11 protein-coding genes, 4 tRNA genes and 1 pseudogene are annotated in these 13197 nt (G+C 70.9%); 9 read left to right on the plus strand and 7 right to left on the minus strand.

Annotation, left to right across the window (positions count from 1 at the left end; all coding sequences use genetic code 11):
• Positions 1-574 precede the first annotated feature (574 nt).
• A complete protein-coding gene (gene eno / locus ACQPZG_RS18275) occupies positions 575-1858 on the plus strand; it encodes a phosphopyruvate hydratase (RefSeq protein ID WP_433546810.1) in 1284 nt (427 codons plus the stop codon).
• A 139-nt stretch (positions 1859-1997) separates the two neighbouring features.
• On the opposite strand, the gene ACQPZG_RS18280 is transcribed toward eno, so the two are convergent.
• The 5 genes from ACQPZG_RS18280 to ACQPZG_RS18300 all read right to left on the minus strand — a co-directional run bounded on the left by ACQPZG_RS18280 (position 1998) and on the right by ACQPZG_RS18300 (position 4951).
• A complete protein-coding gene (locus ACQPZG_RS18280; protein ID WP_433546811.1) occupies positions 1998-2543 on the minus strand; it encodes a Uma2 family endonuclease in 546 nt (181 codons plus the stop codon).
• 512 nt (positions 2544-3055) lie between these two features.
• Positions 3056-3132 (minus strand) — tRNA-Phe (locus ACQPZG_RS18285).
• Between the two features lie 20 nt (positions 3133-3152).
• A tRNA-Asp gene (locus tag ACQPZG_RS18290) sits at positions 3153-3227 on the minus strand.
• Positions 3228-3273: 46 nt separating this feature from the next.
• Positions 3274-3346 (minus strand) — tRNA-Glu (locus ACQPZG_RS18295).
• An 81-nt stretch (positions 3347-3427) separates the two neighbouring features.
• Positions 3428-4951, minus strand: coding sequence for a metallophosphoesterase family protein (locus tag ACQPZG_RS18300; RefSeq protein WP_433546812.1), 1524 nt, complete (start codon positions 4949-4951; stop codon positions 3428-3430).
• A 141-nt stretch (positions 4952-5092) separates the two neighbouring features.
• On the opposite strand from ACQPZG_RS18300, the gene ACQPZG_RS18305 reads away from it, so the two are divergent.
• From ACQPZG_RS18305 to ACQPZG_RS18335, 7 genes are all read left to right on the plus strand, one after another.
• Complete coding sequence (locus ACQPZG_RS18305) at positions 5093-5443, plus strand: metallopeptidase family protein (protein ID WP_185032214.1); 351 nt, start codon at positions 5093-5095, stop codon at positions 5441-5443.
• 32 nt (positions 5444-5475) lie between these two features.
• Positions 5476-5967: a FluC/FEX family fluoride channel gene (locus ACQPZG_RS18310; protein ID WP_433549454.1), complete on the plus strand. Its 492-nt coding sequence runs from the start codon at positions 5476-5478 to the stop codon at positions 5965-5967.
• Positions 5964-6338: a fluoride efflux transporter CrcB gene (crcB, locus tag ACQPZG_RS18315; protein WP_433546813.1), complete on the plus strand. Its 375-nt coding sequence runs from the start codon at positions 5964-5966 to the stop codon at positions 6336-6338. Before ACQPZG_RS18310 ends, crcB begins: the two co-directional genes overlap by 4 nt.
• Before the next feature lie 245 nt (positions 6339-6583).
• Positions 6584-7189, plus strand: a complete 606-nt coding sequence (locus ACQPZG_RS18320; RefSeq protein ID WP_433546814.1) for a hypothetical protein — start codon at positions 6584-6586, stop codon at positions 7187-7189.
• A gap of 194 nt (positions 7190-7383) precedes the next feature.
• Positions 7384-9750 carry a DEAD/DEAH box helicase gene (locus ACQPZG_RS18325; protein ID WP_433546815.1) on the plus strand — a complete coding sequence of 789 codons (2367 nt, stop codon included), beginning with the start codon at positions 7384-7386 and terminating at the stop codon, positions 9748-9750.
• A gap of 407 nt (positions 9751-10157) precedes the next feature.
• Positions 10158-10310: a hypothetical protein gene (locus ACQPZG_RS18330; RefSeq protein WP_433546816.1), complete on the plus strand. Its 153-nt coding sequence runs from the start codon at positions 10158-10160 to the stop codon at positions 10308-10310.
• 282 nt (positions 10311-10592) lie between these two features.
• Positions 10593-10665: transfer RNA gene (locus ACQPZG_RS18335), tRNA-Lys, on the plus strand.
• Between the two features lie 256 nt (positions 10666-10921).
• Here the strand turns inward: ACQPZG_RS18335 and ACQPZG_RS18340 are convergent.
• A pseudogene (locus ACQPZG_RS18340) lies at positions 10922-11110 on the minus strand (hypothetical protein); the annotation flags it as partial.
• Complete coding sequence (locus tag ACQPZG_RS18345) at positions 11035-11886, minus strand: site-specific integrase (protein WP_433546817.1); 852 nt, start codon at positions 11884-11886, stop codon at positions 11035-11037. The pseudogene ACQPZG_RS18340 and the gene ACQPZG_RS18345, both read right to left, overlap by 76 nt.
• A gap of 885 nt (positions 11887-12771) precedes the next feature.
• On the opposite strand from ACQPZG_RS18345, the gene ACQPZG_RS18350 reads away from it, so the two are divergent.
• Entirely contained in the window at positions 12772-13185 is a 414-nt protein-coding gene (locus ACQPZG_RS18350) for a DUF6086 family protein (RefSeq protein ID WP_433546818.1), read from the plus strand.
• The last annotated feature ends 12 nt before the right edge of the window (positions 13186-13197 follow it).

The following is a 13197-nucleotide window of genomic DNA, read 5'->3' on the forward strand; positions in this document are numbered from 1 at the left end:
CGGTGTCGACCTGCCGTACCGGAGCAGTCGACGATGGTTCCGTCCGGATCGAAGGACAGCGCAACCCCCATCCGGAATTGCTCTGCCGGACCTGGAACCGAAGGGTCTCATCGACCCGCACCGCATTCCCGGAACGTCAAGCATGCGGTTCTCCCTCTCCCTTGGGCGTTTTGTTCACTGGTGCACTGAGCGAACCGATGTGATTGCATCCTCGTGTCAGAGTCTGAGACGGACCGCAACTCCGTGAGTACGCCCGGATATGCACAGTTCACCGGCGGCGGGCAGGGCGGTACTCAGCCGCTCAACACAACGGACGCCTCCGGGCTCCTCGGAGGCGCAGGTCAGAGGTGGGCGTGGGCGGCAGGCGCGGGGGCGCCACTTGAATTGACCGTGAATTCGGCTGGATGCCCTTTCGCCGGGTGCGACTGCCGGAATTGTGCCCACTTCTACTCAACTCCCCTGTCCGAACCGTGAGATGGCGGATTGTGAGGTGCTGACTTCCGTGGGGAGTTCATCGGCCCCATGGGAAGATGCCGACGGCTGGCCCGAAGAACATCTGCGATGAAGGAGCAAGATGACTGCGATCACCCGAGTTGTCGGACGCGACGTCTTGGACAGCAGGGGCAACCCGACCGTCGAGGTCGATGTCCACCTGGAGGACGGCTCGCTGGGCCGTGCCGCGGTTCCCTCCGGTGCGTCCACGGGCGCCAACGAAGCCGTGGAGCTCCGGGACGGCGATGCCTCGCGTTTCCACGGCAAGGGCGTTCGCACGGCGGTCGAAGCGGTCAACGGGGTCATCGCCGACGCCTTGGCGGGAGTCGAGGCGGAGAACCAGGCGCTGGTCGACGAGGTGATGATCTCCCTCGACGGCACGCCCAACAAGGGGAAGCTGGGCGCCAACGCCATCCTCGGCGTCTCGCTGGCCACGGTGAAGGCTGCGGCCGCGGCGCACCGGATGCCGCTGTACCGCTACGTCGGCGGATCGGGCGCCCGACTGCTCCCCGTGCCGATGATGAACATCATCAACGGTGGCGCACACGCGAACAACGCCCTGGACTTCCAGGAGTTCATGATCGCGCCGATCGGGGCGGAGAACTTCTTCGAGGCCGTACGCATGGGCTCCGAGGTCTTCCACACCCTGCGCAAGTCGCTGTCGGACGCCGGCCACAGCACCGGGGTGGGCGACGAGGGCGGCTTCGCTCCCGACCTCCGTACCTCCGACGAGGCGCTGCAGTTCGTCGTGGACGCCATCGAGAAGACCGGATACACGCCGGGTGAGGACATCACCCTGGTCATGGACCCGGCGACGTCGGAGTTCTACAAGGACGGGGTCTACGACTACACGGGCGAGGGCGTCAAGCGCTCGATCGAGGAGCAGGCGCAGTACCTCGCGGGCCTGGTCTCGCGTTACCCGATCGCGTCGATCGAGGACGCCATGGCGGAGGACGACTTCGAGGGCTGGAAGCTGCTGATGCAGCTCATCGGCGACAAGTGCCAGCTCACCGGCGACGACGTGTTCTGCACCAATGTCGACCGGCTCACCGACGGAATCCGGGACGGTATCGCCAACTCGATCCTGGTGAAGGTCAACCAGATCGGTACGCTCACCGAGACCCTCGACACCGTGGAGACCGCGCACAAGGCCGGCTACACGGTGGTCATGTCGCACCGCTCCGGCGAGACCGAGGACACCACCATCGCGGACCTCGCGGTCGCCACGGGCTGTGGCCAGATCAAGACCGGTTCGCTGTCCCGTTCGGATCGCACCGCCAAGTACAACCAGCTCATCCGCATCGAGGAAGAGCTGGGCGCGCAGGCCCGGTACGCGGGTCGGTCCGGGCTGTACATACGTTCCTGACCCGTACGGCAGAGCGCCGGGTCCCTTCGACGGGGGTCCGGCCCTGCTGCCTGCTCGGCAGGGCGTGGGGAGGACGTCGGGCAGTCCGGATCGGGGCCACGGGTCCGTCGGGGCGGGCCGGTGCGCGGCTTCCAGAGGGTCAGCGGCCCTCGGGTTCAGGCATGGGCAGCTCGTCCAGGTCGAGAGGGTAGGTCCGGCCGTCCGCCAGCTCGATGGGCAGCTTGCCGGTTCCGTACTTGTGGGTGCGCGCCGTGATGTAACCGGTCCCGGTGGGCTCGGTGTGGACGACGACCTCCCCGGCGTACGGGTCCACGATCACGTAGACCGGGATGCTGTAGCGCCCGTACTTGGCGGTGCAGTCGTCGTAGTCCCTGCGTGCGGAGGAGACCGAGACGACTTCGGCGATCAGCAGGACGTCCTCGAAGCTGTAGCGCTTGCCCTGCTTCTGCGCGTCCTCGCGCAGAATGGCGAAGTCCGGGGCGGAATTCTCGTCGGCCGGGAAGTCGAGGCAGACGTCGGAGGTGGTCTTCGCGTGACGCCCCAACGCAAGAGAGTCCATCTGCAACGACTTGATCGTGTGGGAGTGCTCAAAGCCCTGCGGGGTCATGATCACCTTGCCGTCGGCACCGAAGAAGACCGTGTATCCGGCGGGGAACTCGGTGCGCAGAATCGCATCGACGCTCATCGACTGCTTCTTCCCATCGCTCCCCAGAATACGGTGGGTACGCCGGTCCGCAGCGGGTGCCGGCCGACGAGGTCAGGGGCCGACGGCCAAGGAGGCCGGGGTGCAACACCGGCGTGGCAGCGACCTGTCGCTGTGCCCTTGGCCGGAGTTGCGGGAGCTGCGGGCATGGGTGCACCGGTCGACGGCGATGACGGCCAGGCCACGTCCGGCCCCGGTCCGTGCCGTACTCCCGAGGAGCGGGCCCCGTAAGCAGACGACCGTGCGGCAACCTCGTGGAGAGCTGGGCGGCGGTCTTCCTGCCCGGCGGACCCGCCCGTCCCGGCCGTCTGCTGCTCCGCCCGCCCGTCCCGGCCGCCTGCTCCGCCCGGCCGTCGGCAGCCGCCTGACCGCGCTGCCACCGTCCGCGCAGAACCCGGCCGTCCCCCCACCCCGCCGAGGGTCGGGCACATGGGCCCGGACGCGTGAAAAAGCCCCGGACGGAACCCGTCCGGGGCTTTCACCTGCAATGTCAATGGTGGCTGGGGCCGGGATCGAACCGGCGACCTATCGCTTTTCAGGCGATCGCTCGTACCAACTGAGCTACCCAGCCACTGCGGCCGAAACCGCAAGCGGTCCTGACGGGATTTGAACCCGCGGCCTCCACCTTGACAGGGTGGCGAGCACTCCAAACTGCTCCACAGGACCATGCAAGTGCGAGACGTGCTGTCGCAAGTTTCGCACAGGTGTTGCGTACCCCCAACGGGATTCGAACCCGTGCTACCGCCTTGAAAGGGCGGCGTCCTGGGCCACTAGACGATGAGGGCTAATTGGCCCGCCTTTGCGCTTCGCAGCGCGTCGGGGACGTCAGAAGCATATGGGATGCCGGGTGGGTTCGCCAAAACGGTTCACCGGGAGGGCGGGGCGGAGGTCTCCTCCGGCCGGGCGTCCGGGCTGTTCTCGTCGGGGAGGCGGCGGCTGACCTCGGCCGTCGACAGGCCCAGGCCGCCCAGCGTGATCTCGTCCCAGGCCTGGAGGCGGCGGGTGTCGCGGTCCAGGTAGAGCAGCGAGGCGCGGATCTTCTGCGGGTCGTCCTTCTCCACGGCGCGCAGGCCGCCGCCGCCCGTGGAGCCCTCCACCATCAGGCGGGTGCCGCGCTTCATGATCTCCGTCCGGCGTTCGTGGGTGTGGCCCGCGAGGGCGAGCGGAACCTCGCCGTCCGTCTCGGCGACCGCGATCCGGTTGTGGGCGACCGCGATGTCCACGGGGGTGCCGGCCGCCTTCTGGTCGCGCAACGCGGCGGCCAGCTGGACGCCCGCGACGCGCTCGCCGGCGTCGCCCTGCGGCTCGACGGAGCGGTCCGGGGTGAACTGCGGGTCGCCGATGCCCGCGACGCGCAGGCCGTCCGCGACGGTGACGGCGTCGCCGTGGTCGAGGACGTGCACGTTCTTCAGCCGCGACATGTACGCCTGGGTCTCGGCCGAGTCGTGGTTGCCGCGGACCCAGATGTACGGGGCGCCGAGGTCCGGGATCGGGTCGAGGAAGACGTTCTCGGCCGCGCTGCCGTGGTCCATGGTGTCGCCGGAGTCGATGATCGCGTCGATGTCGTACTGCTCGACGAGCGAGCCGATGATGTGCCACGACGCCGGGTTGAGGTGGATGTCCGAGACGTGCAGGACGCGCATCGTGGTGGGCGACGGCTGGTAGGCGGGGAGGGTGGAGGTGGCGTCGTACAGCTTCGTCACATTGGTGACCAGACGGGCCAACTCCTGCTGGTAGACGTCGAATTCGGCCACGATGTTACGGGCGTCGCCGACCACGCTGGGGGCCGAGGAGAGCAGGCCGGAGAACTTCGGCTCCAGGACGGACTTGGGGTTCCAGGTCGCGTACGCGGTGATCCCGGACGCCGTCAGGAGTGCCAGCGCGAGCCCTCCGGCGGCGAGGGCGCGGCGGGGGCGGCGGTAGACGGCGAGGCCGAGCGCGGTGGCGCCGGCGACGACGGCGACGCAGGAGCGCACCGCCAGGTCGAGGGTGCCGTCCACGACGTCCTCGGTGATCTGCTCCTGGAGGCCCGAGATCCGCTCCGGGTGGTTGACCAGGGCGGACGCGCGGTCGGCGTCCAGTTGGTCGACGTCCACGTCGAGCCGGATGGGGGCGACGTGGGAGTCGAGTTCCAGGGCGCCCAGGGGAGACACGTTGATCTTGGTGCCGCCGGCGAAGGAGGGGCGCAGGGTCATCGTGGTGTCCACGGGACCGACCGGTGCGCGGACGTCGCCGACGACGAGGAGGCCGAGCCAGGCGCCGAACAGGACGACCACGATCAGGCCGAGACTACGGGCCCAGGGGTGCGGGGCGTGCGCCAGGGTGCTGGTGGGGGCCAAGTGGTGGGAGCGGTAGCGGTGCAGCAGACGGGCGGGCAGGGCTCGGACCATTGGGGGCGTATGCCCGGCAGCGCCGGGGGTCATGCGGGCCGGGCGGGGCGGCTCGCCGGGCGAGGGGGCCGGGGAGAACCGGGGGCGGGGGAGCTGTGGCGGCACTGGGCGTAGGGGACGCGGTGGCCGCAGAATGGTCGCGTGCTGGAGATGACGCGTGAGGAGTTCGAAGAGCTGGTCGCCGAGGCGCTGGACCGGATACCGCCCGAGCTGACGCGGTTGATGGACAACGTCGCGGTGTTCGTCGAGGACGAGCCGGCGAAGGACGATCCGGAACTGCTGGGTCTTTACGAGGGGACGCCGCTGACCGATCGCGGGGAGTGGTACGCGGGCGTGCTGCCGGACCGGATCACGATCTACCGGGGGCCGACGCTGCGGATGTGCGAGGACCGGGAGGACGTCGTCGCGGAGACGGAGATCACGGTGGTGCACGAGATCGCCCACCATTTCGGGATCGACGACGAACGGTTGCACGCGCTGGGGTACGGGTGAGCGCACCGCGGGAGGCCGCCGCCGGGTCCGCGCTGTCAGGTTCGGGGGTGTCCTGGGCGGTGCTCGCCGCCGTCTCGGCGGGCGGGGCGCTCGGCGCGCTGGCGCGGTACGGGGCACTGGTGGCGTGGCCTGCCCCCGTCGGCGGTTTTCCGTGGGCGTTGTTCGGGGTCAACGTGCTGGGGTCCGGGCTGATCGGGGCGCTGATGGCGCTGGTCGCCGAGGGCGGCCGGGACCGGTGGGCGCCGCCGCTGGCGCGGCCCTTCGTGGGGGTGGGAGTGCTGGGTGGCTTCACCTCGTTCTCGACGTACGCCATGGACGTGAGCGGCCTGCTCGCGGGCGGTGAGGCGGTGAAGGCGACGCTCTACGCGCTGGGGACGGTCGGCGGGGCGCTGGGCGCGGTGGGGGCGGCGGCGACGCTGACGCGGCGGGTGCTCGGCCGACGGAGCGGCGGGGTGCCCGGGAGTCGGGGCGGCGGGGCGCCCGGGAGTCGGGGCGGCGGGGTGCCCGGGAGGCGGGCGGCGTGAACTGGGTGCTGGTCGTGCTCGGCGGGGCGGTCGGGGCGCCGTTGAGGTATCTGACGGACCGTGCGGTGCAGGCCCGGCACGCGTCCGGGTTCCCGTGGGGTACGTGCGTGGTCAACGCGGCCGGGAGCCTGTTGCTGGGGGTGGTGACCGGAGCGGTCGCGGCCGACGCGGCCTCCTCGTACGCGCACCTCCTCGTCGGGACGGGCCTGTGCGGGGCCCTCACCACGTACTCCACCTTCAGTTACGAGACGCTGCGGCTCGTCGAGGGCGGGCAGCGGCTCCTCGCGGTGCTGAACGTGACGGTGTCGGTGCTGGTGGCGTTGGGCGCCGTCACCCTCGGGTCGGCACTCGGGGGCGCGGTCGGCGGGTAGCGCGGGCGGCGTTCCGCGGCGCCGGGCGGGGCGCGACGCGTGGGGGAGCGGTGTGCCGCGCGTGGCGGGGCCGTGGCGGTCGGGCGTCGGCGCGTGTCCCCGGCGGGTCCCCGGGAGTTGAGTGGGCATACCCCGACCGCCCCACGGCTCCGGGGGTGTCGTGGACCCGGACGCAGACCCGCAGCCCCGTGCGCCGTCTGCTCGGAACCTCCACCCTCCCGGGCCGTCATCCCGGAGGTGCGCCCGTGCGCCAGCTGCCCACCCCTGTCCGACTCGCCGCCGCGGCGCTCGCGGTGGCGGCTTCCGCAGGCTGCATGAGCGTGAGTGACGGCGGGGGCGATCCCGTGCCGGTCCGGCCCGCCGCCCAGCAGGAGCAGGCGGGAGAGGACGGCGGAGAGCCCGCGGCGGACGGCGGGGGGCAGCGGCGCACGGACGGCAAACCGGTGTCCGGACCCGCCGCCGGCACGGCGGCCGAGGAGGCCGGGGGCGACTCCACGGTCAGCCCCAGTGCCTCGCCGGGACCGGAGGCCACCCCCTCGAAGGGCGCGTCGGGTCCGGCCGCCACGCCACCCCCGGGGGCCGGTGGCGGGAAGGCCACGCCGCCGCCCGCACGGCCCGGGGCGCCGAAGCCGTCCTCGTCCCGGCCGCCCCAGGAGCCGCCGCCCACGCCGCCCGAGCCGACCCGTGAGCCCGAGCCGACGCCGACGCCACCGTCCGAGCCGCCGACGGAGCCCGTGCCGACGACGACCCCGGCGGCGGAGAACCGTGCGGCCGAGGGGACGCAAGCGGCGGCGGAGTACCGGCGGGACACCGCGGGAAGAGCGGTAAAACCGCAGGTGAGGGCGGTGTAGGGCGGTCGATTTGCCAGGTGTGGGGGAGGGTGCGTATGGTTATAGATCGTTTGATCCCATTGCCCGGCGCCGAAAAAGAAGAGCGCCGTGTGGCGCGTACTCTCCCTTGCCGTGACTGACCGCATCGAGGCGGTTTCACTTGCGATTCACGGAGTTTGGGCGCGTGCCGAGACTCCGAGAGGTTTCGCATCCGCATGTCTGTTTCCAGTTCTGACCGCACCGCCATGCCCACCGAGGCCGCCGAGCAGCAGCTCGACGCCGCCACGGTCGAGGCTGCCGAGACGGTCACCGTCGACGTCGAGAGCGTCGACCCCACCGAGGTCGTGGAGGCCGCCGCCGAGATCGTGGCGTCGGCCCAGACCGAGACGGCCGCCGAGCCGGCCGCCGACGAGGCGCCCGCCGCCGAGGCCCCCGCCGACGACGTCGACGCCGAGCCCGTGCACACCGGTCCCACCTTCGGCGACCTGGGCCTGCCCGAGGGCATCGTCCGCAAGCTCGCCCAGAACGGTGTCACCGCGCCCTTCCCGATCCAGGCCGCGACCATCCCGGACGCCCTGGCCGGCAAGGACATCCTGGGCCGTGGCCGCACCGGCTCCGGCAAGACCCTCTCCTTCGGTCTGCCGACCCTGGCCTCGCTGGCCGGCGGCACCACCGAGAAGAAGAAGCCCCGCGCGATCATCCTCACGCCGACCCGTGAGCTGGCCATGCAGGTGGCCGACGCCCTCCAGCCGTACGGCGACGTGCTCGGCCTGAAGATGAAGGTCGTCTGCGGCGGTACGTCCATGGGCAACCAGATCTACGCCCTGGAGCGCGGTGTCGACGTCCTCGTCGCCACCCCGGGCCGCCTGCGCGACCTGCTGAACCGTGGCGCCGCGTCCCTGGAGAACGTCCAGATCGCCGTCCTCGACGAGGCCGACCAGATGTCGGACCTGGGCTTCCTGCCCGAGGTCACCGAGCTGCTCGACCAGATCCCCGGCGGCGGCCAGCGCATGCTCTTCTCCGCCACGATGGAGAACGAGATCTCCACCCTGGTCAAGCGCTACCTGACGAACCCCGTCACGCACGAGGTCGACAGCGCGCAGGGCAACGTCTCGACCATGACCCACCACGTCCTCGTCGTGAAGCCGAAGGACAAGGCGCCGGTCACGGCCGCGATCGCCGCCCGCAAGGGCCGCACGATCATCTTCGTCCGCACCCAGCTGGGCGCCGACCGCATCGCCGAGCAGCTCCAGGACTCGGGCGTGAAGGCCGACGCGCTGCACGGCGGCATGACGCAGGGCGCCCGTACCCGCGTCCTCGAAGACTTCAAGAAGGGCTACGTCAACGCCCTGGTCGCCACCGACGTCGCCGCCCGCGGCATCCACGTCGACGGCATCGACCTGGTGCTGAACGTGGACCCGGCCGGCGACCACAAGGACTACCTGCACCGCTCGGGCCGTACCGCCCGCGCCGGCAAGTCCGGTGTCGTCGTCTCCCTGTCGCTGCCGCACCAGCGCCGCCAGATCTTCCGGCTGATGGAGGACGCGGGCGTCGACGCCTCGCGCCACATCGTCGGCGGCTCGGGCGCGTTCGACCCGGAGGTCGCCGAGATCACCGGTGCCCGCTCGCTGACCGAGGTCCAGGCCGACTCCGCGACCAACTCGGCCAAGCAGGCCGAGCGCGAGGCCAAGGAGCTGGCCAAGGAGCTGGAGCGCGTCCAGCGCCGGGCGACCGAGCTGCGCGAGGAGGCCGACCGCCTGGTCGCCCGCGCCGCCCGTGAGCGCGGCGAGGACCCGGAGACCGCGATCGCCGAGGCCGCTGCCGCGGCCGAGGCCGAGGCGGCCGAAGAGGCACAGGCCGCTGCCGCCGCAGCCGCGAAGGCGGCGGAGGAGCAGCGTCAGCGCCGCGACGACCGCGGCAACTTCGAGCGCCGTGACGACCGCGGCGGCTACCGCGGCAACCGTGACGACCGCGGCGGCGACCGTGGTGGCTACCGGGGCGGCGACCGCAACGACCGTCCGTCCGGCGGCTACCGCGGCAACGACCGCAACGACCGCCCCGCGTCCGGTGGCTTCCGCGGCAACGACCGTCCCGCGTCCGGCGGTTTCCGTCGCGACGACCGCGGCGACCGTCCCACCGGTGGTGGCTTCCGGGGCAACGACCGTCGTGACGACCGCGGCGGCGACCGTGGCGGCTTCCGTCGCGACGACCGTCCGTCCGGTGGCTTCCGCGGCGGCGAGCGCAGCGGCAGCGACCGCCCGGCGGCCAGCGGCTACCGGGGCGACCGTCCGGCGTCCGGCGGTTTCCGCCGCGACGACCGCAGCGACCGTCCGGCCTCCGGCGGCTTCCGTCGCGACGACCGCGGTGACCGCCCCACCGGCGGCGGCTTCCGCTCCGGCGGCAGCGACCGTCCGTTCAACCGCGACCGTCGTGACGAGCGTCCCTCGGGCTTCCGCGGCGGCGACCGTCCGTCCACCGGCGGCGGCTTCCGCGGCGGCGACCACCGCGGCAGCTCCACCGGCACCGGCACCGGCTCCTTCGGCCGCCGCGACGACAAGCCGCGCTGGAAGCGCAACGGCTGAGTCGCCGTGAACCCGCAGTAACTCCCTGAAAAGGGCCCGCTCTTCCCGAGCGGGCCCTTTTCTCTTTACCCCTCCGGTTACCCCTCCGGTTACCTCTCCGGTTACACCTCCGGCACAGGCGGAACGGCTGCCACGCCCCGGCCACTGGTGCGGGAAGCGACCCGGAGGCCGACCAAAGCCGTTCACCCTCGCCCCCGCCATTGGTGCGGGAAGCGAGTCGGAGGCCGACCAAGACCGTTCGCCCTCGCCCCGGCCGACCTTCCCCACCGGCGGCACCCCGCACACCCACCAGCCCGGCACGAACAACTCCGACTCCCCCACCCGGCCCCGGTCCCGACAGCCGGCCCACGGCGGGCACCTCCGTCCCGTACGGAGACCTCACCGGCGACCGTGGCAACGACGCCCCGGTGCGTGACGCCGCCGGAGCGCTCGACCGCCACGACGGCTCCCGCACGGGCGCGATCGCTCCATCCGGCCCCAGGCCCCGGTTCGGCACCGGCTACTGGCAGGACGACGTGCTGCCCCGGACGACCCCACCGGCGACGACCGCCCCGATCTGATCGCCGACGACACCGCGGGCCGCGTCTTCCGCAACGAGAGCGACGACAGGGTCGGCCTCGGGGCGCGTGAGGGGCTGACGGCGAGGGCCAGGGATACGACTCTCCGTTCCGACGAGGAGTGTCGAACGTCCGGAGCGGATGCACACACCGGCTCCGACCAGGGGTTCCGCCCCGGACCGGAGCGGGACACGCGGGGGCTTGCGTGACATGCTGACCCTTCCGTGTGCGATACCCGATCGGTTGGCGGGGCAGGGGCAGCTATGCTTCTGGGTGTCCTGCCGCGGGCCATTAGCTCAATTGGCAGAGCAGCGGACTTTTAATCCGTTGGTTGTCGGTTCGAGTCCGACATGGCCTACAGGACGCGGGTTGACGGTATGCCCGTCTGACCTGCGCTTTAGCGCCCCGTCCGGTTTCCCCGGGCGGGGCGCTTTGCTGTGTCCGCCCCCTTGATTCTTGCCGTGTGAGCCCGAGGTGAGCCCGGCGGTACGGGAAGCCTGGCGCGGTACGAGCCGCGCGGCATCCTGGGCGGCCTTCCGCGCGACCTCGGGAAGAACGCTCGTGTACGTGTCCGAGGTGATCGTGATCGAGAAGTGCCCGAGCATCTCCTGCACCACCTTCATGTCAGCGCCGGCCGCGAGGGCGAGCGTTGCCGCACCGTGGCGCAGGTCGTGCAGCCGGATCGGGGGCAGCCCGGCCTCGGCAGCCAGTCGCTGGAACTGGTCGGTCACCCATGCCGGGTGGAGCCACTCGCCGTTCTCCTGTGTGAAGATCCGCCGGTCTCGACGTATGCCTCGCCCCACTGGAGACGCTCGGTCATCTGCCGCTTGCGGTGCGCCTTCAGGACTTTCACGGTCTCGGAGTCGAGGGCGACCACACGCTCGCCGCTGTCCGTCTTGGGCGCCGACTCCTCGACCTTCCAACCGCGCTGCACGAGCTGTGTGGCGACCGTGAGCAGCCCGGCGGAGAGATCGGTGTCGGCCCACTGCTGGCCGCATCCCTCGCCCCGCCGCAGGCCCCGGAAAGTGATCAGGTGGTACAGCGCGTAAAGGCGGTGCTTCGCCGCCCGGTCGAGGAACTGGCCCGTCTGCTCAGGCGTCCAGACCATGACCGGCGACGGCTTCTCTCCGGTCCGCTTCCACTGAGTGATCCGATCCTCGGTCCAGACGAGTGCCTTGGGCCGCTTGCCGGTCTCCAGCTCCACGTGTGATGCCGGGTTGAAGGTGATGAGCTGCTGGGCGATGGCATCGTTCAGGGCCGCACGCAGGGTGGCCCTGATGCGCTGGCGGGTCGCTGCTCCAGTGACCTTGCGGAACGGCTTCATCCCGGCGAGCGCACGGCGGGCTCGCTGTGGTCCGCCTACGAACAAGCACATCCCCGCATCCTCGGCGCGCTGCTCGACCTCGCCGCCGCCGTGTGGGCCGACCTTCCGCACGCCGCTGCCGACTTGACCGAGCGGCCCCGGCTCGCCGACTTCGCCGAGCTGCTGCACGCACTCGACCGGGTCACCGGCTGGCACAGCCTCGCCACCTTCAACGGTGCGCAAGACGCGCTGAACGATGCGGTCCTCGACGGTCACCCGGTGGCCGGTGCCCTGCGCGAGTGGGCCACCTCGCACAACTTCCGCCCGGTGGGTGGCAGGGAACCATGGGCGAGCTGCACCGGCTGGTCGGCAACAACGGACAGGGCTTCAGCGACAGTTGGCCCAAGACGCCAGCCGTACTCAGCGCCCGTATCCGCCAGGTCGCCCCCACGCTCCGCGCCCGAGGTATCCACGTGGCCCGAACTTCGGGAAGCAATAAGCACGGCAAGGTCTACGCCGTCACCTGCGACCCAGCCTCATGACCCCGGCACCCCTATGCGCCCCGGTAAGGCAACCGCCGCCCGGGGCGCACTCATGTCCGGGGGACGCGCAGGGGATGCCCCACGGACGCAGGGGACGCACCCCGACCGCGAGGCGTCCCCATCAGCACCCATGAGAACGGGCGCATCACGCGATACGGGGGACGCGGGGGACGTATCGGCACCCCTTCCCCTCTGTCTCAGTGAGAAAGGGAAGAGAGAAGGAGAGGGGGACCCAGCAACTGCGTCCCCCACGTCTCCACAGTCCCCTGCCAGGGTCTCAAGTGTCCGCGCCGCGACCGGTCGTGATCTTGCGCGCGCGGGCGCGTGTGAATACCGCACGCCACTGACAACAGACAGCGCCAACCCTCCCCGGCATAGCAGTACCTGCGCGCGCAGCATCCGGTTCCGCCCCCTCTCGCGCGCAAGAGCGTCAGCCCTTCCTCGGGCCAGTACGCGCGCGCCGCGACCGGTCGCAGCACTCTCCGCGCGCGGGAGCGTCAGCCTCTCGTCGCGCGCTCGGGCCAATGGCCTTGTTCACGAGATTGGGCTCTGGCTCTCTATCCGGAAGGGCTGACTGAACGTAATGTCGACCTCCTTTGACCAGCGATGAGAGGCTGACGTGAGCCAGTACTACGAGTTGGGCGACCGAACCCTGTGGAATCCGTCCAACGGAGCGTCGCGGCTGTTCATGAGCCAGGTCACCGTCTATCAAGCCGAAGTGGGGATTCCATCCGGCATCGGCCCCATGGAATCTGATGAGTGTCAGATTGACCCCATCGCATTCGAAGCGTTCGTAGTTGCCCTGCTCGCCTGGCACAGCAAAGCCAGGCAAAACGTCATGGCCAGCCTGTCCGAAGGGTTCGTTGCCACGGTGCTGGCCTTGGCTGAGATAGCGAACGTCGAGGTGAGCTGGCAGGAGGCCAAGCGCGCCGAGATCCACCATCTCAAGACGACTTTGGACCCCCATGCAAAGGAGTGGACAGGCGCACTGGAGCAGAAGGCACGGGAGCTCGTCCGACACATGGCGTGCTGAGCCACGTCTGCC

The organism is Streptomyces sp. CA-294286 (genome assembly GCF_050947155.1).
GTDB lineage: Bacteria > Actinomycetota > Actinomycetes > Streptomycetales > Streptomycetaceae > Streptomyces.